General features: G+C 65.2%; 14 protein-coding genes, 1 tRNA gene and 2 pseudogenes. 6 read left to right on the top strand and 11 right to left on the bottom strand.

Annotated features, from left to right (window positions below; translation table 11 throughout):
* Positions 1 to 4: 4 nt before the first annotated feature.
* Positions 5 to 811: a hypothetical protein gene (locus HAV22_RS03270; RefSeq protein ID WP_166856508.1), complete on the bottom strand. Its 807-nt coding sequence runs from the start codon at positions 809 to 811 to the stop codon at positions 5 to 7.
* Positions 812 to 966: 155 nt separating this feature from the next.
* On the opposite strand from HAV22_RS03270, the gene HAV22_RS03275 reads away from it, so the two are divergent.
* Together HAV22_RS03275 and HAV22_RS03280 are read left to right on the top strand one after the other, a co-directional pair.
* Positions 967 to 1,239 carry a hypothetical protein gene (locus HAV22_RS03275; protein ID WP_166856511.1) on the top strand — a complete coding sequence of 91 codons (273 nt, stop codon included), beginning with the start codon at positions 967 to 969 and terminating at the stop codon, positions 1,237 to 1,239.
* 66 nt (positions 1,240 to 1,305) lie between these two features.
* Positions 1,306 to 1,392: transfer RNA gene (locus HAV22_RS03280), tRNA-Leu, on the top strand.
* 103 nt (positions 1,393 to 1,495) lie between these two features.
* Here the strand turns inward: HAV22_RS03280 and HAV22_RS03285 are convergent.
* From HAV22_RS03285 to HAV22_RS31040, 8 genes and pseudogenes are all read right to left on the bottom strand, one after another.
* Positions 1,496 to 2,425 (bottom strand): annotated as a pseudogene (locus tag HAV22_RS03285) (IS5 family transposase).
* Between the two features lie 119 nt (positions 2,426 to 2,544).
* Complete coding sequence (locus tag HAV22_RS03290; protein ID WP_166856513.1) at positions 2,545 to 3,528, bottom strand: UPF0149 family protein; 984 nt, start codon at positions 3,526 to 3,528, stop codon at positions 2,545 to 2,547.
* A gap of 104 nt (positions 3,529 to 3,632) precedes the next feature.
* Complete coding sequence (locus HAV22_RS03295; RefSeq protein ID WP_166856514.1) at positions 3,633 to 3,983, bottom strand: type II toxin-antitoxin system ChpB family toxin; 351 nt, start codon at positions 3,981 to 3,983, stop codon at positions 3,633 to 3,635.
* Positions 3,977 to 4,228 carry an AbrB/MazE/SpoVT family DNA-binding domain-containing protein gene (locus HAV22_RS03300; RefSeq protein WP_166856516.1) on the bottom strand — a complete coding sequence of 84 codons (252 nt, stop codon included), beginning with the start codon at positions 4,226 to 4,228 and terminating at the stop codon, positions 3,977 to 3,979. The genes HAV22_RS03295 and HAV22_RS03300 overlap by 7 nt, the downstream gene beginning before the upstream one ends.
* A 33-nt stretch (positions 4,229 to 4,261) precedes the next feature.
* Positions 4,262 to 4,837: a gamma-mobile-trio protein GmtX gene (gene gmtX / locus HAV22_RS03305; protein WP_166856518.1), complete on the bottom strand. Its 576-nt coding sequence runs from the start codon at positions 4,835 to 4,837 to the stop codon at positions 4,262 to 4,264.
* A gap of 119 nt (positions 4,838 to 4,956) precedes the next feature.
* On the bottom strand, positions 4,957 to 5,361 hold the full coding sequence (locus HAV22_RS03310; protein WP_166856520.1) for a hypothetical protein: 405 nt from the start codon (positions 5,359 to 5,361) through the stop codon (positions 4,957 to 4,959).
* Between the two features lie 202 nt (positions 5,362 to 5,563).
* Entirely contained in the window at positions 5,564 to 7,657 is a 2,094-nt protein-coding gene (locus HAV22_RS31035) for a TonB-dependent receptor (protein ID WP_371869547.1), read from the bottom strand.
* 439 nt (positions 7,658 to 8,096) lie between these two features.
* Positions 8,097 to 8,561: pseudogene (locus HAV22_RS31040) on the bottom strand (TonB-dependent receptor plug domain-containing protein); the annotation flags it as partial.
* A 922-nt stretch (positions 8,562 to 9,483) separates the two neighbouring features.
* Here HAV22_RS31040 and HAV22_RS31045 point away from each other — a divergent pair.
* Both HAV22_RS31045 and HAV22_RS03325 read left to right on the top strand, forming a co-directional pair.
* Positions 9,484 to 11,100 (top strand): ATP-binding protein, encoded by a 1,617-nt coding sequence (locus tag HAV22_RS31045; RefSeq protein WP_267874750.1) that lies wholly within the window; start codon positions 9,484 to 9,486, stop codon positions 11,098 to 11,100.
* Positions 11,101 to 11,171: 71 nt separating this feature from the next.
* A complete protein-coding gene (locus tag HAV22_RS03325) occupies positions 11,172 to 13,457 on the top strand; it encodes an ATP-binding protein (protein ID WP_166856524.1) in 2,286 nt (761 codons plus the stop codon).
* Here the strand turns inward: HAV22_RS03325 and HAV22_RS03330 are convergent.
* A complete protein-coding gene (locus HAV22_RS03330; protein WP_166856526.1) occupies positions 13,424 to 15,466 on the bottom strand; it encodes an acyltransferase family protein in 2,043 nt (680 codons plus the stop codon). The two genes, HAV22_RS03325 and HAV22_RS03330, sit on opposite strands and share 34 nt — an antisense overlap.
* 176 nt (positions 15,467 to 15,642) lie before the next feature.
* Here HAV22_RS03330 and HAV22_RS03335 point away from each other — a divergent pair, with 176 nt between their 5' ends.
* Positions 15,643 to 16,314, top strand: coding sequence for an SOS response-associated peptidase (locus HAV22_RS03335; RefSeq protein ID WP_166856528.1), 672 nt, complete (start codon positions 15,643 to 15,645; stop codon positions 16,312 to 16,314).
* Positions 16,315 to 16,479: 165 nt separating this feature from the next.
* The gene (locus HAV22_RS03340) at positions 16,480 to 16,824 is read left to right on the top strand and encodes an Lcl C-terminal domain-containing protein (protein WP_229421049.1); all 345 of its coding nucleotides are present in this window, start codon (positions 16,480 to 16,482) and stop codon (positions 16,822 to 16,824) included.
* Positions 16,825 to 16,892: 68 nt separating this feature from the next.
* Here HAV22_RS03340 and HAV22_RS03345 read toward each other — a convergent pair whose 3' ends face one another.
* Positions 16,893 to 18,338, bottom strand: a complete 1,446-nt coding sequence (locus tag HAV22_RS03345) for a M28 family peptidase (RefSeq protein ID WP_166856532.1) — start codon at positions 18,336 to 18,338, stop codon at positions 16,893 to 16,895.
* Between the last annotated feature and the right edge of the window lie 11 nt (positions 18,339 to 18,349).

Consider the following 18,349-nt stretch of genomic DNA (forward strand, 5'->3'; position numbering starts at 1 on the left):
GGGATCAGGCGCCGCCGAGCGCGGCGAGCTTCTGGCGCAGCACCTCGTTTTCCGTCATCAGGGTGGCGACGCGGTCCTTCAATTCGCCGACCTGGCTGCGCAACGCCTTGACCTGGTCTTCCGGCGAGTCGGGCACGGTTTCCTTTTTCGGCTTCGCGCCGGTCTTCTGCTCGCGCACCTGGCGCGCGGCCTGCTGCAATTCCTTGCGCCCACCGGCGACGGCGGCGACCTGCGCTTCCGGCGGCAGCGACGCGACACTGGCCGCGGCGCTGACGGAAATCGTCCCGCTGCGCACGGCGTCGACGAGTTCCGGCGCGGCCGTCTTGCGGATGCGCTCGATCTGGCTCAGCGTGTTCGCCGACACGCGCGCGGCCTTGGCGACGTCCTCTCGCGTGCTCCACGGCGGATCGGAGGCATCGTCGGCGGCATCGGGCGCCGCCTGTTCCGGCGCGGCGTCGGCCGGTTGCTGCGCGGCGCGCTGGGCGGCCCGCGCGGCGACAATCTCCTTCTTACGCAGCGCCAGCATGCCGCGCTGGAAGTCGGACACGCTGCGGCGCGCTAGGTTATTGTCGATCACCCACAGCATGACGTCTTCGAGCGAGTCGAATTTGTCGTTGGCGACGGTGCGGAACGGGATGCCGTGCTTCTTGCAGATGTCGTAGCGGTTATGGCCGTCGATCAGCACGTCGCGCCAGAGCACGAGCGCATCGCGGCAGCCGTCGGCCAGGAGGCTGCGTTCGAGCGCCGCGTACTCGACGGGCGTGAGGGGATCGATGAAAGAGCGGAGTTCGTCGTTGATGGTGATGTCCAATGGTTTTCCTTGCTTGAGTCCTGGCGCGCGGCGTCGGCCGCGGGCGTATCGCCCCGCATGCTACACCAAGCGTGTCCGCGACTGAAGCGGCGCGCGGATGACAAGGCCGGCCGAACCGGTGCACAATTATCCGGACTGAGCTGTTGGGGAGCCCGATGAACCGCCGCCGTGACCGCATATCCGCCCTATTGATCGACGCCGTGCTCGATGCCAGCCCGCAACACGGGATCGCCCGCGCGGCCCGCCTCCTGCACGAGGACGGCATACCGATCGACGTCGCGCTGCGCGTCCTGACGCGCCCCATGCAGCGCCGCCACGGCCCGCCGCGCGTCCACCCGCTGGTGGCGGTCGCGAGCGCCCTGTTCGCGCCGTTCGGCTCGGCGGACCGCTGGCCGGCGCCGGCGAACCGGACGCTGCGCCCGTTCTGACTCCGGATCGTCAACATTGCATTTTCGACCCTGAACAGGCCTGGCTGTGCTAGAATCCTGCGCGCTGCCCGGATGGTGAAACTGGTAGACACCCGGGACTTAAAATCCCGTGCCAGCAATGGCGTGCCGGTTCGATCCCGGCTCCGGGCACCATCAGATTGTCTCTCGCCCTTCCCTACCGTCCCCAAACCTGCCGTCTTCCGGCTTTGTTGAGCGAATAGAGCGAAGGCCGAGCTGACGCTATTTGTAGTTCGTTTTATAACACTGGGACCGTAATCGCAGTGTCCAGTCGAGTGAAGCGGTTCAGCACGGCGGCCCTCACTTGTAGCTCGGCGACTTGACGGTCGAAGTCGCGTGCCATGACGCGTTCGCCCAGCGACTTGAAGCAGCGCATCTTGGTTTCGACAAGGCTGCGCCGGTGGTAGCCGCTCCATCTCTTCCATATCGCCCCTCCCAGCCTCTTGGTCGCCCGTAGGATGTCGTTACGTGCATCGACACCGCAGCGGTTTGCCTTCCAGGGCTTGGCATTCTTGCGCGTCGCGATGATGGCATGCGCCGCGCGCAACGCGATGGCTTCGTGACAGTCCTTCGTATCATAAGCGCCGTCGCCACTGACGCTGGCAATGCGGTCGTCAGCAGGAATCTGGCCCAGCAGCGCTGGCAAGACAGGTGCGTCACCGATACTGTTGTCGGTCACTTCCATGGCCCGGATCTCGAGCGTGGACGCGTCGATCCCGAGATGCACCTTGCGCCATTGGCGGCGATACTCCGCGCCGTGTTTCTTCGTCTTCCATTCGCCTTCGCCCAGCATCTTGATGCCCGTGCTGTCTACCAGCAGATGCAAGCCCGTCGTGCTCGAGACAGCGCCGATGGCCACCTACAGCGTCTTTTGCGGCCGGCTGACCGTGCTGTAGTCCGGCACCGGCCAGTCGAGCCCAGCCAGGTGCAGCAAGCTTTGCGTCATCCCCATGGCCTGGCGTAGTGGTAAATTGAAGAGGCACTTGATGCTGAGGCAGAACTGGATCGCCTCGTCGCTGAACGTCTGGCCGCGTCCGCGCTTGCCGCTCGGTTGCCCATGCCAGTTCATCGTCGGGTCAAGCCAGATGAGCAGCGTACTGCTTGACTTCAGCGCTTCGTTGTACGTCTTCCAGTTGGTCGTGCGGTACTTCTGTGGAGCTGGTTTCATCCCGTTCAGGCTACCAGACCTACGCGTTCTACGCTGGCCAAGCCTGATTTACGCAACAAAGCCGGTTGTATTCATGCACATGATCCCTCCCTTTTCCTTGACGATCAGTTCTGTTTGGATCAGTGCAGTGTCAGTGGTGCCATCGGAGTACCGCCACAACACTTTTTCATTTTCCTACCGCTGCCACAAGGGCACGGGTCGTTGCGCCCAACCTTCGGTGTCGCCCGGACGATGGGGGGCGTCGGCGTACGCATGTCGCCAGGCATGAATAACCGTGACTTCCAGTAGGCTGCGATCTCCAACAACGATGGCATGATGGCATCGACCCATTGAGCAGCATCGCCTTGCTTGTGCGTGATCGCAATGCCGTCTTCGGTTCCCAAACGCATGAATGGAGCGAACCAGGTCGGCTGTCCCACGGCGAGCAGGCTCCACGCGCGCTCGTCGAACCGGAAGCCGCAAAGGAAACCATCGGACCATTCGGCAGCACCGTACTCAGCGCCGCGCATGAACAGGGGCTCGAAACCGGCTGGGTCGGTATTGAAAGCCTCGACAACTGCGTTGTAATGCCGCATCAGCAGCGAGAGGACATGGTTCGCATCCGAGAGCTCGTCAAACACGGGCTCGGCCACGCCGTCGACATGGTCCCATACCCACGGGAGCCATTCGGACACGGGAACCAGCTCAGGACCGATGGCGATCGCTGCAAAGTAGCCGTCGAGCATCGCAAGATCCATTGACGTCGACTCAATCGATGGGTCTGCTAGAAAATCACCAAGCTCGTAAAGCTCGGTATCGGACAAGCCGAGCAAGATCGCATTGCGCTTGTCGTGGCCGGGCGGCGGGCCGATCACCGCGTCGATGCCCTGCTCATCAATGGTGCGCAAAGCTTCGTCCAGAGCTGCTTGGTCAGTCGAGAACAGACCCTCCCAAACCGTCGAGTTGCCGTGCTCATCGACCACCTCGAGTATCCACTCCTCGTTTTCCGCGCGGTAGATTTCCACCTCGACACTCCTGCCATTGCGGCTCACTGTCCCATTCAGCGGAGAGTAAATGAGCGGAATGTCGTCGTCGATATTTGTCACCGTTTCAGGCTGTGCCATTTCGTATTCCTATCTCATGCGTGGTGGAGGGGTACGCAAAATCTCTCACGCTTTCAACCACTTAGACCAAGTTGACGGCGGGTCAACTTGATCGTGCTCTTTCCTTACTCGAGAATAGCCCGTAACCGAGCAAGCGCGTCCTCGACCACAAATTCAGGTGCCGTTTCGATTTTCTTCGCCCCGCGAGCGGCCAAATCCATCGTGCGAATCATATTGACCAGCGCGACACCTTGAGTCTCAGTCCCCGAACCACTCAACGGCACCGCGAAGCCCGCATAGCGAGCGAAATCGCCGCCTTGGGTAATTGGCGCCACTAACGCCACCCCCATGAGATTGAATGCGGCCGGGGAGAGTACGAGGGCTGGACGAAAATCGCGTTGCTGTTCTCGCCCTACTGTTGGGTTAAGGTTCACGCGAACGATATCTCCACGGTTAAACGTGGTACGCCTCACCATACTTCCTGGCCTACCGGTTTGGTGCCTTCCCAAGCCTCCACGTCTACAGGAGGCGCCGCCTTCAGATCACATTGCGCCATCAGATCAGCGAGGGAATAGGCTTTGCGAGCAGGGCGCAATACCAGCCCTTCCGGTTGCATGTCAGCGCTCAGTTTGTCGCCAAGCGCAACCCCTAGTTGACTCAACAGAGTAGACGGCAGTCGAACTGCCGCACTGTTGCCCCATTTTTGAATCGAGAGTTCCATCGTTACACCTCCAATGTAGATACATTGTATTACCTAAAATCCGGCCTGACAAGGGAATTCTACAATGTAGATACGCTTCAAAGCACCGATTCGAACATCGCTTCGAGCCTTTTTTGCGACCCTTGAAGATACGGGCGAACGTGGTTCAGCTCGGATCTTGTAAGTGCCATGTATCATAAAAACCAGGCGCAACACAGCTGTCTGGCCGGCCAGATGCCGTAGCGCCGTTAGCTGGCCACGCGCTGATTCAAGTTCGGCAAGGAGGATTCCGACCCGGGTTCGCAGCACTGGGGCCGAAACATCTTCCAGGATCTCATCCAGGATCGAACCCTTTCGCGCCGTCACCTTTTTGGCCTTGCCGCCCACTGCCTCGGCGTAGGACGTGATGAGCGCCTTGTAGTCGTCGCCCGTCTTGTTTCTGATTGCAGCTGCTGATGGCCCATCTGCCGCTGCGGAGAGGCAGCCAATCGTTGCAATCGAGAAGTCACTACTGCCGCGATCATGCTGCTCCTCGCAGAGCCGGTAGATCAACCGAACCGACTGCTGCTTTCGTGGATGAGAGCCAGCGCAAAGCGCTTCGAGCAAGTCATTGGGGGCCATCTTTGCCATGTCCTATTTTTCCGTCTCAACTTTTGGTGTCACGCCGACCAGCGGTGCCAGTGCTCCGATCGTGGAGAGCTTTATTGGGGGAACCGCCCTGCCCAGCCAGGAGGCGGTCTACGTCCTTCTCAATGCCGGTCGATTCCAGCATCCGGCGCCCCAATCAGGTCAACCATCTCGGCGCGCCCCATGCGCGCCATTAGCAGATTTACGAACTCGTTCCCGACCGCAATCGCTTCGTCCTCGGAGAGGGTGGCAAACACCCGCCCGCGACCGTTGTGCGACAGCATTACGTCGAGCAGTCGCCCACGTCGCAGCGTCGACACCACAGGGCTGTCGTTGGGATAAACGGCTGCCACTTGGCACACGGCGTTGTAAAGCTCGAAGTTCCAGCATTCCTCCAAGGCCGCAATCTCCGCATTCTTCAGGAAGCGCAGGAAATTACCCTGCTCGGCCCGTTCGATGCGCTGTTGTGCCTTCGCCATCTCTTCCGACACGTAAGCAGGCCCCGGCTTCGTGTAATAGAGCGTCATCAGGACCGTTGTGTGGCCAGCGATGCACTTGGAGAATATCTGTATCGGTACGCCTCCCTCAATCGCATAGGCGGTACTCGGCGCAACCCGAAGCGAATGAAGGTCGAAGTGTGGAAGCGGAAGCCCTGCGCCGGCCGCGGGGCGCACAAAGCGTACCGGAGAGCCGTCGGCAAGGGCATGAAATCGCCAGCGGTCGTGATCATCAGAACGCGTACCCCAACCGGATCGAAAAACGGCGCCCCGTGTAAAACGCCCCCCGCTCCATCAACCCGATTCCCTGCTGCATATATTGCTTGTACAACGCATTGGTCAAATTCGTCGCCTGCACAGACAAATTCACATTGTCCGTAAACTTGTACTGCAAGCTCGCATCGAGCTGCCCATACGCCCCACCCCACGTCGGCAACGCGTACTGCACCGAATACGGCTGACCGAAGCGCGGACTGGAAGGATTGGCGTCGATGCCGTCGCCACCATTCGTGCCATAGGCATTGATGGCCTGCAGATACTTCGACCGCCAGCTATACGCCAGGCGCGCGGACACGGCCCCCTTGTCGTACAGCAGCGCCACGTTGAACGCGTTCTTCGACAGGCCCGTCAGCGGCACGTTACCGACGTTCAGCAGGCGGCCGTCCGTATCGCACCCGGACAGGTCGCGGGCAATGAACGCGTTCGTGTCCTGCGGCGTGCACCACGCTTGCGCCAGCGGCTTGCCCAGGTCCTGGCGGCTGTCGATGTACGTGTAGTTCGCGGACACGCCGAAGCCCGACCACAGGCCCGGCAGCTTGTCGAAGTACTGCAGGTAACCGATCTCGGCCCCGCTGGCGCGGCCGGTGGCGCCGTTGACCGGTGACGTGACGGCGAAGTCGTGCGGCTGCCCTGTCGTATCGTTGAGCGTGACGACCGACGTCTTGCCGATGATAACGTCCGACAGGCGCTTGTTGAACAGCGCAAGCGTCACCTGGCCGCCATGGCCGAAATAGTACTCGGCCGTCAGGTCGACGTTGGTCGAGCGCGTCGGCTTGAGCATGGGGTTGCCCACGCCCGTGCCCGTGTAGTCGATACTGTCGAGGATCGTCGCTTTCGTCGCATTGTCCGTGTGCGTGTGCACGTTCTGGCTCAATGTCGTGTAGGTCTGCATCTGCCAGAAGTCCGGACGCGTCATCCCTTTCGAGAACGCAGCGCGGAATTGCAGTCCGTCGCTGGCCTTCATGCGCAGGTTCAGGCTGGGCAGCACGTTCGTGTACTTGTTCTCGAAATGCGTACGATCGGACAAAGGCGCGATCACCGGCACGCCAGGCACGTTCGACGACGCCGACGGCGAGAACAACAGGTAGCCGGCCGCCGACATGTCCGTGCGCACGACCCGCACGCCAACATTGCCATCGACCGGGTAGCGCAGGTCGTCGAAGCCGAAGCGCAGCTGCGCGTGGGCGGCCTTCGTCTTCTCGTGCTGCTGGTTCAGGCTCTCGGGGTCGCCGAACTTTGCGTAGTCCCACAGCGCGTCGCCCGAGCACGGCATGTTGCAGAGCACTTTCACCATCTCGTGCAACTGGGCGAATGCCGGGGGCGGCGCGCCGGCCGACAACGCGATGTTCGCTGCGACGATGGCCGGCGGCATCGCCGTCTTCCGGCCGAAGAAGTCGTTGAACTGCAGTGGCGCGACCTTGTCGCCGGCAAAGCGCGGGTCGCTCAGGTACGCGAGCTGGCTGAACGGCTGCCAGCCGTCGTGGCCCACGGCCCAGGGCGCCGTGATCTCGTGCCACTGGCTGTTGCCGTGCGTCGCGCGCGTGTCGGCATCGCGCGTCGTGAAGCGCACGCCGAAACGGAGGTCGTTCAGCACCGGGCCGTCGAACGCGTACTTCGCGTCCAGGCGGGCCGCGTTCTGCGTCGAGACGGCGTCGTCGCGGTGCTCCTGCGCCGAGTTCCAATAATAATTGTTCGGATCGGCGAGATAGGCGCGGTCGGCCGCGTCGAACGTCAGCGTGGGCGGCGACGTGCGGAAATCGACGCCCTCTTTCGGCATGTAGCCGCCCAGGCTGACGAGGTTGTCGTACCCGAACGTCGTCGCGCGCGCGTGCTGCAGGTCGCCGGCGAGCGTCCACCGGTCGGTCGGCCGCCACTGCAGGTTCCACGCGGCGTCGCGCGTGTCCGACGTACGGCCGGCGGTGCGGCTCTGGACGCCGAACCCGACGCCCGGATCCCTCGGCGCCCGGATCGAGCATGATCGTGGCCGGGTTCGCGCCCGCCGCGAGCGAGTATTCCGACGTGCGCACGTCGTACTTCGACCGGAAATACGTCAAGGACGACGACAGCGTGTCCTTCTTCCACTGCAGGGCGCCGTACAGGCCGTCGCGCTCGCGCTCGAAATTGTTCGTCGTCCAGCCGCCCCCGTTCGAGATCCAGTGCCGGGCGCCGCTCGTGTCGCCCGTCACGGCATCGGTACGCGGAATGTACGGCGAAATCTGCAGGCCGTCGCTGCGCGTGTCGATGCGCGAGCGCGCGACGTCGATCAATGCGCCGAACTCGCCGAACCCGGTCTTCCAGCGGTCCGACAGCAGGCCGGAAAACGACGGCGCATACTTGCCGCGCAGCTGCGAGCGCGACGCTTCGATGGAGACCGCACCGTTGCGGCCCTTGAAGTCGAACGGCAGGTGCGTGCGCAGGTTCACCAGGCCGCCGATGCCGCCTTCGATCTGCTCGGCCGACGGGTCCTTGTACACGTCGACGCCGGCCATCAGCTCGGGCGGCACGTCCTCGAAGCTCAGCGAACGGCCGCCGTTGGCGGAGAATGCGTCGCGACCGTTCAATTCCGAACGCACGTACGACAGGCCGCGCACCGAGACGCCCGTCCCTTCGGCCGCGAAGTGGTTGATGCCGTCGTGCACGCTCTGCAGCGGGTCGGCGACGTTCATCGTGCGGTCGATGGTGACACCGACCACGCGCTGCAGCACTTCCGTCACCGACTTGTCCGGCAGCTTGCCGATGTCGACCTCGACGACCGAATCGACGATCTCGTCCGCATTCTTCTTGCGCGCCGCGGCCGATGCCAGCGCGGCGCGCTGGCCCACGACGACGACGGTGGCGACGTTCGACCCCGCGTCCTGCGCGCGCGCGCCCTGCGCGCACATCGCGCCGCCGGCGGCGACCGCGAGCTGGGCCACGCCGACGGCAATGGCCGTTCTCTCGAACTGTTTCATGGTTGTCTCCTTCGGTTTCCCTGTGCCTCCTTTGTTGTCTGGTCGAGCTGCCCGAAGGCGGTCGCAGGCGATCCGGCGCCGATGCGATGGCGCCACGTCCAACGATACTGCGCCTGTCCTTCGAACGCACAAAAAGAGTGCAAAATTCCCTCGGGCGGCAACAGCTCGAGGGACGTGGCCGCCGAAGCATTACGGAAAGGCATTGCCTGGGTATATACTGCGTCCATCTGTCCGAGTTCCGATCGGTACCCACATGAATCAGTGGCTCTCCCACTCGACCAGGATCCGCTACGCCCTGGTTATCCTGCTGGTGCTGGCGACCCCCATCCTGCTCGTCTGGCAGCACTATGGGATGACGCGCACCCTCGAGATCTCCCCGCAGCATCCGTATAACGTGCAGGTGACCGACGACCGCGACACCACGCTCGGCAATCACGCGAACGGCAGTTCGGTCGGTACGCTGACCATCACCAAGGATGCGTTCACGATGCGTTGCCAGCTGGGCGCGGCCGCGACGTATCCATACTGCAAATTGCGATTCACGATGGGCGACCCGGTCAACGGCATGGACCTGAGCGGGTACGACACGGTCACCCTGGACATGTCGTATTCGGGCCGGAACCGGCGTGTCGTCAAGCTGCACCTGACGAATTTCGAACCGGAGTTTTCCACGCTGAGCGACTGGAATTCCCAGCGATTCAATGAGCTGCTCATTGACCTCCCCGATCAGCCCCGGTTCACGATCCCGATGAATGCCGTGCGCACCGCGGACTGGTGGCAGTTCTCGCGCCAGATTCCGCTGGCCAAGAGCTACGCCCGCCTCGATCACGTCACGGCCGTGGAACTGTCGACGGACGACTACGGCGCCGCCGGACATGTGCTCACGGTCGTGCTGCGCAAGATCGAGTTCCGCGGCAAATGGATGTCGAAGACGACCCTGCTCAGCTGGCTGGTGGGCGGATGGATCGCCTGCGGCATTCTGGGACTTGCGCTCAGCCTGCTGCACTTCCGCTCCGACCTGCAAGCCAACAATACGCGGCTGGAGCAGCTGGCCGCGATCGACCGCGAACGCAAGGAAGCGGAGGCGGCCCGCGAAACGGCATTGGCCGAGGCCGTCGCCCTGGCGCAGCAGAGAAGCAGTTTCCTGGCGCAGATGAGTCACGAGCTGCGCACGCCGCTCAATGCCATCATGGGCTACGCCCACTTGCTCGGGCGTGATCGCGGCCACCTCAGCGACCGGCAAGCGTCCGGCCTGGCGACGATCCACGAGAGCGGCCAGCACCTGCTCACCCTGATCGACGACATCCTCGACCTGGCACGGGTCGAAGCGGGCAAGATGGTGCTGCATACGGCCGCGGTCGATCTCGGTACCTTCCTGCATGTCGTGGCCGACATCATGCGCGTCAAGGCCGAAGAAAAGGGGCTGGCGTTCGGCTACGAACTCGCACCCGGCCTGCCGACCGCGGTGACGATCGACGAAACCCGCCTGCGCCAAGTGCTGTTGAACCTGCTGGGCAATGCGGTGAAATTCACCGACAGCGGCAAGGTCTCGTTGCGCGTGCAGCCGGCACCGGCGACCGGCGAGGCCGGCGCGGCCACCGCGCGGTTGCGCTTCGAAGTGACGGACAGCGGCATCGGCATGAGTCCCGAACAGCTCGCGCGCATCTTCCAGCCCTTCGAGCAGGTGGCCACGGCGCAGCGGCGCGAGGGCGGCACGGGCCTCGGCCTCGCCATCAGCCAGCAACTGGTGCGTCTCATGGGCGGCAGGATCGACGTCGTCAGCGCGCCCGGCAAAGGCAGTACGTTCTGGTTCGACATCGACGTGCCGGTCGCCGCCACCGGCCCGGCAGCGGTGGCACCGCAGGACACCCCGGTGAGCTATGAAGGCGAACGCAAGCGCCTGCTGGTCGTCGACGACGTGCCGCAGAACCGCGCGATGCTGCAGGACCTGCTGCAGGACGCCGGCTTCGTCGTCGCCACCGCCACGAACGGCCTGGAATGCCTCGTCCTGCTCGACACCTTCAAGCCCGACCTGATCCTCATGGACGTCATGATGCCTGTGATGGACGGCAACGAGACGATGCGGCAGATCCGCCGGATGCCGGGCTGGGGCGGGATCCCGATCGTCGCCGTGACGGCCAGTGCCGGGCCGGAAGACGAACGAAAAAGCCGCGACGCCGGCGCCAGCGCGTTCCTCGCCAAGCCGCTCGATCACAACCGCCTGCTGCGCACCATCGGCGCACTGCTGGGGCTGAAGTGGGTCACGGAGCAACCCGTCGCGACAGCAACCGCGCCGGCAGACGTGGACGACGCCGCCCTGGTCGCACCACCGGCCGACGAGATCGAGGAATTGTGGCAGATGGCGCAGATCGGCAATATGCGGCAGATCCGCGCGCGCGCCGCGTACCTGCGTGAGCTCGACCCGGCGTACGCGCCGTTCGCGAACCGCCTGGACGCGCTGGCGCAGGGCTACCATTCGAAGCACCTGGCCGCCTTCGTGGCGCGCTTCCGCGCCGCGGACGCCGTCCCGCCGGCGTGACGCACCATGCAACTCATGTATTGCTTGGGTATATACTGGATGCACTTGTCCGATTTCCGATCGGAACGCACATGAACCAGTGGCTTTCCCGCTCGACGAGGATCAGTCACATCCTGATCATCCTTCTCGTACTGACGACGTCCATCTCGTTGGTCTGGCAGCATTTCGGGATGACGAGCACGCTCGAGATCTCGCCGCGGCACCCGGCGCGCGCCGTCGTGAGCGACGACCGCGGCGAGAAGCGCGGCAATCGTACGCCCGGCAAGTCGGTTGCGTCGTTCACGGTGACCAAGGATGCCTACGTCATGCGTTGCGTGTTGGCGGACGTGGCGCAATATCCATACTGTAATTTGCTGTTCGAGTTGGGCGACCCGGTCAAGGGTCTCGACCTGACCGGATACGACACGATCGCCCTCGACGTGCGCTATTCGGGCGGCGGACGGCATGTCCTCAAGCTGCACCTGATGAACTTCGAACCGGAGTATTCCGCGCGCGGCGGCTGGGACGCGCAGCGGTTCAACGAAGTGCTCGTCGATATTCCGCCGGGTCCCCCGTTCGCGATCCCGATGAATGCCTTCCGCACCGCGGACTGGTGGCTGTTCTCGCGCGAGGTTCCGTTGGCCAGGAGCTATGCCCGCCTCGATCACGTCACGGCCCTGCAACTGCAACTGGACGACCGCAGCGCCATCGGCCACGTCGTCACCGTCGAAGTGCGGAAGATCGAGTTCCGCAAAAAATGGATATCGAAGACGACCCTGCTGAGTTGGCTGGTATCCGGCTGGATCGTCGCGGGCATGATCAGCCTGTCGCTGGGCCTGCTGCACTTCCGCTCCGACCTGCAAGCGAGCAAGACCCGCCTGGAAAAACTGGCGGCCGTCGACAGGGAGCGCAAGGAAGCCGCGGCGGCGCGCGAGAAGGCGCTGGCCGAGGCGGTCGCCCTGGCGCGGCAAAGGAGCAATTTCCTGGCGCAGATGAGCCACGAATTGCGCACGCCCCTGAACGCCATCATCGGGTACGCCCGGCTGCTGGGACGCGATCGCGAACAGCTCACCGAACGGCAGGCGGCCGGGCTGGCGAGCATCCAGGACAGCGGCCAGCACCTGCTCACCCTGATCAACGACATCCTCGACCTGGCGCGCGTCGAGGCCGGCAAGATGGTCTTGTATCCGGCCACCGTCCACCTCGGCACGTTCGTGCAGGTCCTCGCGAACATCATGCGCGTCAAGGCCGAAGAGAAAGGCCTCGCGTTCAGCTGCGAACTCGCGTCCGGCGTGCCGCCGGCCGTGACGGTCGACGAAACGCGGCTGCGCCAGGTGCTGCTGAACCTGCTGGGCAATGCGGTGAAATTCACCGACAGCGGGAAGGTGTGCCTGCGCGTCCTGCCGGCGTCACCGGCAGAGGCGCCGCCAGGCGAGACCGGCGAAGCCGTCGCGCGCTTGCGCTTCGAAGTGGCCGACAGCGGCATCGGCATGAGCGCGTCGCAGCTCGGGCGCATCTTCCAGCCGTTCGAACAGGTCGCCTCGATCCAGCGGCGCGAAGGCGGCACGGGCCTGGGCCTGGCCATCAGCCAGCAGCTGGTGCGCCTGATGGGCGGCGAGATCGCCGTCGTCAGCGAGCCGAGCAAGGGCAGCACGTTCTCGTTCGAGATCGACGTGCCGGTGGCCACCGGCGGGCCCGTCGCGGCCCAGCCGCAGGAAACGGTCGTCGGCTACGAGGGCGAGCGCAAGCGGCTGCTCGTCGTCGACGACGTGCCGCAGAACCGTGCGATGCTGCTCGACCTCTTGCAGGATGCCGGTTTCATCGTCGCGGCCGCGACGAACGGCCTGGAATGCCTCATCCTCCTCGACAGCTTCAAGCCGGACCTGATCCTGATGGACGTCATGATGCCGGTAATGGACGGCAACGAGACGACGCGACGGATCCGCCACTTGCCGGGCTGGGGCGGAATCCCGATCGTGGCCGTGACCGCCAGCGCCGGTCCGGAAGACGAACACCGGAGCCGCGATGCCGGCGCCGACGCCTTCCTCGCGAAGCCCATCGACCACGACGCCCTGCTGCGCACGGTCGGCGAACTGCTGTCACTCAAGTGGATCACGGCGGAGGCGGCGCCAGCGCAGGCCGACGAGGATGCCGGCATGGCCGTTCCGCCGGCCGATGAGATCGAGGCACTGTGGCAGCTGGCACGCGTCGGCAATATGCGCGAGGTGCGCGAGCACGCCGCGCACCTGCGCGAACGCGATCCGGCCTACGCGGCGTTCGCGAACCGCCTGGACGTCCTCGCGCAGGGCTACCATTCGAAGCAGCTCGCGGCCTTCGTGACGCGCTACCGGGCGGAGAACGTGGTGCCACCGCTGTGACCCGGCGCCGCCGGCTGGTACATGCGCGCGAAGACGGGGACGAGCAGGTGCGCGCCAAACTCGTCCAGGTGGCCGTAATCGGAATACAGCGGACGCCCGCTGCGCGTGGCCGAGCACACGCCGTCATGGCATAAGGTCGCGGTCGGGTCGAGGATGACGATGCCGCACCTGTCACGCGCCTCGTTCTGCGCCTGCCAGACCCAGCCGTTGCGCTGCATGTACTGCGCCGTCGTGACCGACAGGCTCGGGTCCAGTCCCCACGCCATCCGGCGCGCGACGTATTGCGGGACGCTGGCCGGCATCTCGGGGATCGGCCGCATCATGTAGACGGTGCGGGTCCGCGCCAGCTTGCACGCCGTCTCCGTCAAATGCCGGCCGAACTCGCGCAGGAAGGCCGGCGTCGTCGTCGTTTCGGGCTGGCCGGCGAAATACACTTCCGGCTTGGCGACGTCCCGATCGAGCTCGAACGGGCCGAACGCATAGCGGGCGTACCGTCCGGCGAGCAGCACGGGCAGCGTCGGCGCCGCGTCCAGTTGCTTGGCGGCCCAATCGGTGAAGCCCTTGCAATCGGCGTTCGCGCCGAAACGGTGTGGACGTATCTGCAGCATGCCCGGGATGAACACGCAGCCGTCGTACGACAATTGCACAACACCGGCTGCGCCGCGCGGGCCCGCGTCCACGACGCTGGAGATGATCGCGGCCACGTGGCTGTCGCCGACGACGAACAGCTTGCGCTCCGTGCCGCCGAACAGGCAGGCCGGGGACGTCGACCCGGCGCTCTGGTGGCAGCGGGCGCGTTCGGGATTGACGTCGGTCGCGGCGGCGGCCGCCAGCTCGACGCCCGGCGCGAACCGTCCGGCCACGCCGTTCGACCGCCACACGCCTGCCGCGCACAGCGCCACGCATGCGGCCGCCCCAACCAGCGTGGCGATGCGCGCGTCGAGACGGGGCTTGCGCAACGCCCGGCGCGACGGGTTTTCCACGAACGTGTACGACAACGCGCCGAGTACGACCGAGGCTACGACGCCGGCCGCGAGCGCCAGCCCGTTGAACCGCAAGCCGATGTACGCAAGGAACACGTAGACGGGCCAGTGCCACAGGTACAGCGAATACGAGCGCAGGCCGATCCATTGCGCGAAGCGGTTGCCCGTCCACACGGACTCCCGGCTGGCCAGCAGCACGAGCGCCGCGCCGGCCACCGGCACGACGGCGCGCCAGCCGGGCCACGCGGACTCCGCATCGAATGCGAGAATGGCGGCGGCGATGAGGACGAGGCCCGTGCCTTCGATCAGGCGGCGCCGGCCGGGCGAATACGTTGCGGTGCGCGCGGCCAGGAACACAAGGCCGCCGGCCAGCATTTCCCAGGCCCGCGTATGGATCAGGAAGAATGCGGCGGACGGGTTGCTGGCCGTCGTCCAGACACAGGCGGCCAACGACACCGCGGCCAGCGCGGCCAGCGCCCGACCCCACGCGTGCGCGCTGCGCGTCACGCGCGCGAGGCCCATGAGAACGAGGGGCAGCAGCAGGTAGAACTGCCACTCGACCGCCAGCGACCACGTGTGCAGCAACCATTTCTCGTGCGAACTGGTGTCGAAGTAACCGGCCTCGCGCCAAAACGCGATATCCGACAGGAAGGTCAGGCTGTAGGCCGTGTGGGCACCGAGCATCTTGTAGTCGGGCGGCAGCAGCGCGAACCAGCCCGCTGCCACCAGCACGGCACACACGACGACGAGCGCCGGCACGATCCGCACGGCGCGCGCCAGATAAAACCCCATCAGCGAGAAATCACCGTTCCACAGCGCGCGGCAAATCATTTGCGTCATCAGGAAGCCGGAGATGACGAAGAATACGTCGACGCCCGCGAAACCGCCGCTGAAGCCGGGCACGCCGAAATGGAAAAGGACGACGGGTACGATCGCCCAGGCACGCAGCCCGTTGATGTCGTGCCGGAACTCACGGCTGGTGGCGCCTTGGACGTTCTGCGCGGAAGGCGGGGCAACTGTGGACAAGCTTGCGATGGGTGCACGTAGGATCGGCACGAACAAGCGATGTTCTCGACGCATTGAATTCCAGACAGTGAGTTCGTTATCGGAACGATACTATCGCCGTGTGCCGTCAGGCGGCGCACCGGACGATTCCGCCCTAACGAACGCCCGCCCTCGCCCATTTGCGCTACCATCGCGCCATGTGCGGACGATTCGACCAAAGCCAGACGGCGCGTCATTACGCCAACCTGATCGGGTGGACCGACGCCGTATTCGACAGCGCATCGGCGCCGACGACGAACGCGGCGCCCGGCACCTATCGCCCCGTCATGCACGTGCAGGACGGCGAGCACCGCGTGGACGACGTGTTCTGGAGCTACCGCGCCAAATGGGCCGAGGGCAAGGTGCCCATCGTCATCAATGCGCGCCTGGAAAAGCTGGCCAACCGCTACTGGTCGCGCCTCGTCAAGAACGGACGCGGCGTCGTGCCGGCCGAGGGCTGGTACGAATGGACGGGCGAGAAAGGCCACAAGCAGCCGTGGCACATCCACCGCAGGGACCACCGCCCGCTGTTCATGCTGGCCGTCGCCAACTTCGGCTCCTTCGAGGAAAACCGCGCGGAAGCGGGCTTCGTCATCGTGACGGACGACGCGTCCGGCGGCATGCTCGACATCCACGACCGCCGCCCCGTCGTACTCGACGCGGAGGACGCGAAGCTGTGGCTCGACCCCGACCTGTCACCCCAGCAGGCGATCGAGCTGGCGCGCCACGCCGCCGTGCCTGCCGACGAATTCGAGTGGTACAAGGTGAGCACGGCAGTGAACCGTGCCGGTGCCGACGGCCCCCAGATCGTCAAGCCGCTGGACGACTGACCCGCGACGGCGCGACAGCCGGAAAACCGAGATCGACTGCTACGCATCCCGTCATGAGCCAGGTCTATCGCACGACGCAACCAAGCGCGGCGATCGATGGTCTTACGAGACCGGAAGACATGACGAAAGGGTTGCGCGATGGGTGATTACCTGAGGATCCAAGAAATGCTGAAGGAGGGCGAAGCCTATGCCGGCGTGATACTCGGCAAGAACGGCGAGCCCGACTACCACCTGGTGCTGCTGGCGGACGAAGCATCCGACGTCAGCTGGCCCGCCGCGCGCGAATGGGCATCCGCGCGCGCTGGCGAACTGCCGACGCGGCGCGAACTCGCGCTGCTGTTCGCCAACCAGCGCGAACGTTTCGACCGTGTCTGGTACTGGTCGAGCGAGCCGCACGAGACACGCCCTCCCCTCGTCTGGGGCCAGAACTTCGCCAGCGGTATCCAGACCGTGTACGGCCGGCCGTTCCGGGGCCATGCCCGAGCGGTCCGGCGCATCGACGTCGGGTGACACGGGCAGTCGCCGGCGTCCAGGGCGGCGCCGGTCCACTCCGGCGGCGCGGGCCGCCCGCGCTCCGCTTACTTGGTGCCCGTTGCCTCGGTAGCGACGTTGGCGCGGCCGATCGGCTGCTCCATATTCGCGAGGAACCAGGCCGTCGTCGCCATCACGGCGGCGTGGCGGCGCAGGTTCTCCGGATTGACCTTATCGAACGTATCGGCGGGGGTATGGTGATAATTGAAGTAGTCGGACGAGTCGATCCACGGCTCGAAGCTGGGCACGCCGGAATCTTCCAGGAAGTGCAGGTCGCCGGCGCCGATCACGTCTTCGCGCTGGAACGCACCCGCACCCATCGGATACAGCGCGGCCTGCAGCGGTGCCAGCAGCTTGGCGCCGGCCTGGCCGATGCCCGCGCGCAGACCGAACGGGCGACCGGAGCCGGCATCATCCTCGTACGCGGCGAAATGCTTCTCGACGCCCTTCTTGTACACGGTGTCGTACGTTTGACCGCCGCGTCCGCCGTTTTCCTCGCTCATCCAGGCCACGACGCGGATCGTGCGGTGCGCGTGATAGTCGAGCTTGCGCAAGGTGTCGATCACCGCCATCGCCGTGACGACGCCCGAACCGTCGTCGTTGGCGCCCGTCGCCAGGTCCCAGGAATCGAGGTGGCCCGACACGAGCACGATCTCGTCGGCTTTGTCCGTGCCCGGCCAGTCCGCGATCACGTTGTAGCTGTCGGCATCCGGCAGGATCTGCGGCGTCAACGTCAGGTGCATCGTCACAGGGCCGCGCTTGGCCAGCCGGCCGATCAGCAGCGCGTCCTCGATGGTGACGGCCGCCGCCGGGATGCGCGCATCGTCCTTCAGCAAGGTCAAACCCGTGTGCGGGATGCGGTACGCGGCGCCGCCGACGGCGCGCACGAGGGCCGCCGCGGCCCCCATCTCGGCGGCCATGCGCGGGCCGGCCCCGCGGAACGCGACAGCCTGGCCGTACGCAGTGCCCGCCAGGCCGCGGTCCGCCATGTTCTGGTCGAACGGCACGTCGATCAGCACGATGCGGCCCTTCACCTCGGCCGCGTGCGCCTTCAGCTCCTCGAAGCTGTGCACGACGATCACGGGTGCCGTGATGCCGCCGGCCGGGGTCGCGCCCGAGCCGCCCAGCGCCGTCAGCACGATCTTTTGCGTCACGCCGGCGGGCCGCCCCTGGTAATCGACGAGCGACGCCGTCTCCTCGCCGCGGACCCAATGCGGCACCTTGATCGGCTGCAGCGTGACCTTCGCACCCAGCTTGCGCAGCGCATCCGCGACCTGCGTCACGGCAGCGGCGGCGCCGGGCGAACCGGACAGACGCGGACCCACGAGGTCCGTCAAGTCCTCCAGTTGCCGGTAGGCGTAATCGCTGTGCAGCGCCGTGTCGCGCACCTTGGCGAGCGCGGCCGGGTCGTTACCGGGAGTGGCGGCGTTCGCGGCGCCGCCCAGCAGGCAGGCGGCGATTATGCTCAAGGCGGGGAAACGGAGGCGGTTCATGCTTGCGATCC

The organism is Telluria antibiotica (assembly GCF_011682055.1).
Taxonomy (GTDB): Bacteria; Pseudomonadota; Gammaproteobacteria; order Burkholderiales; family Burkholderiaceae_D; genus Telluria; species Telluria antibiotica.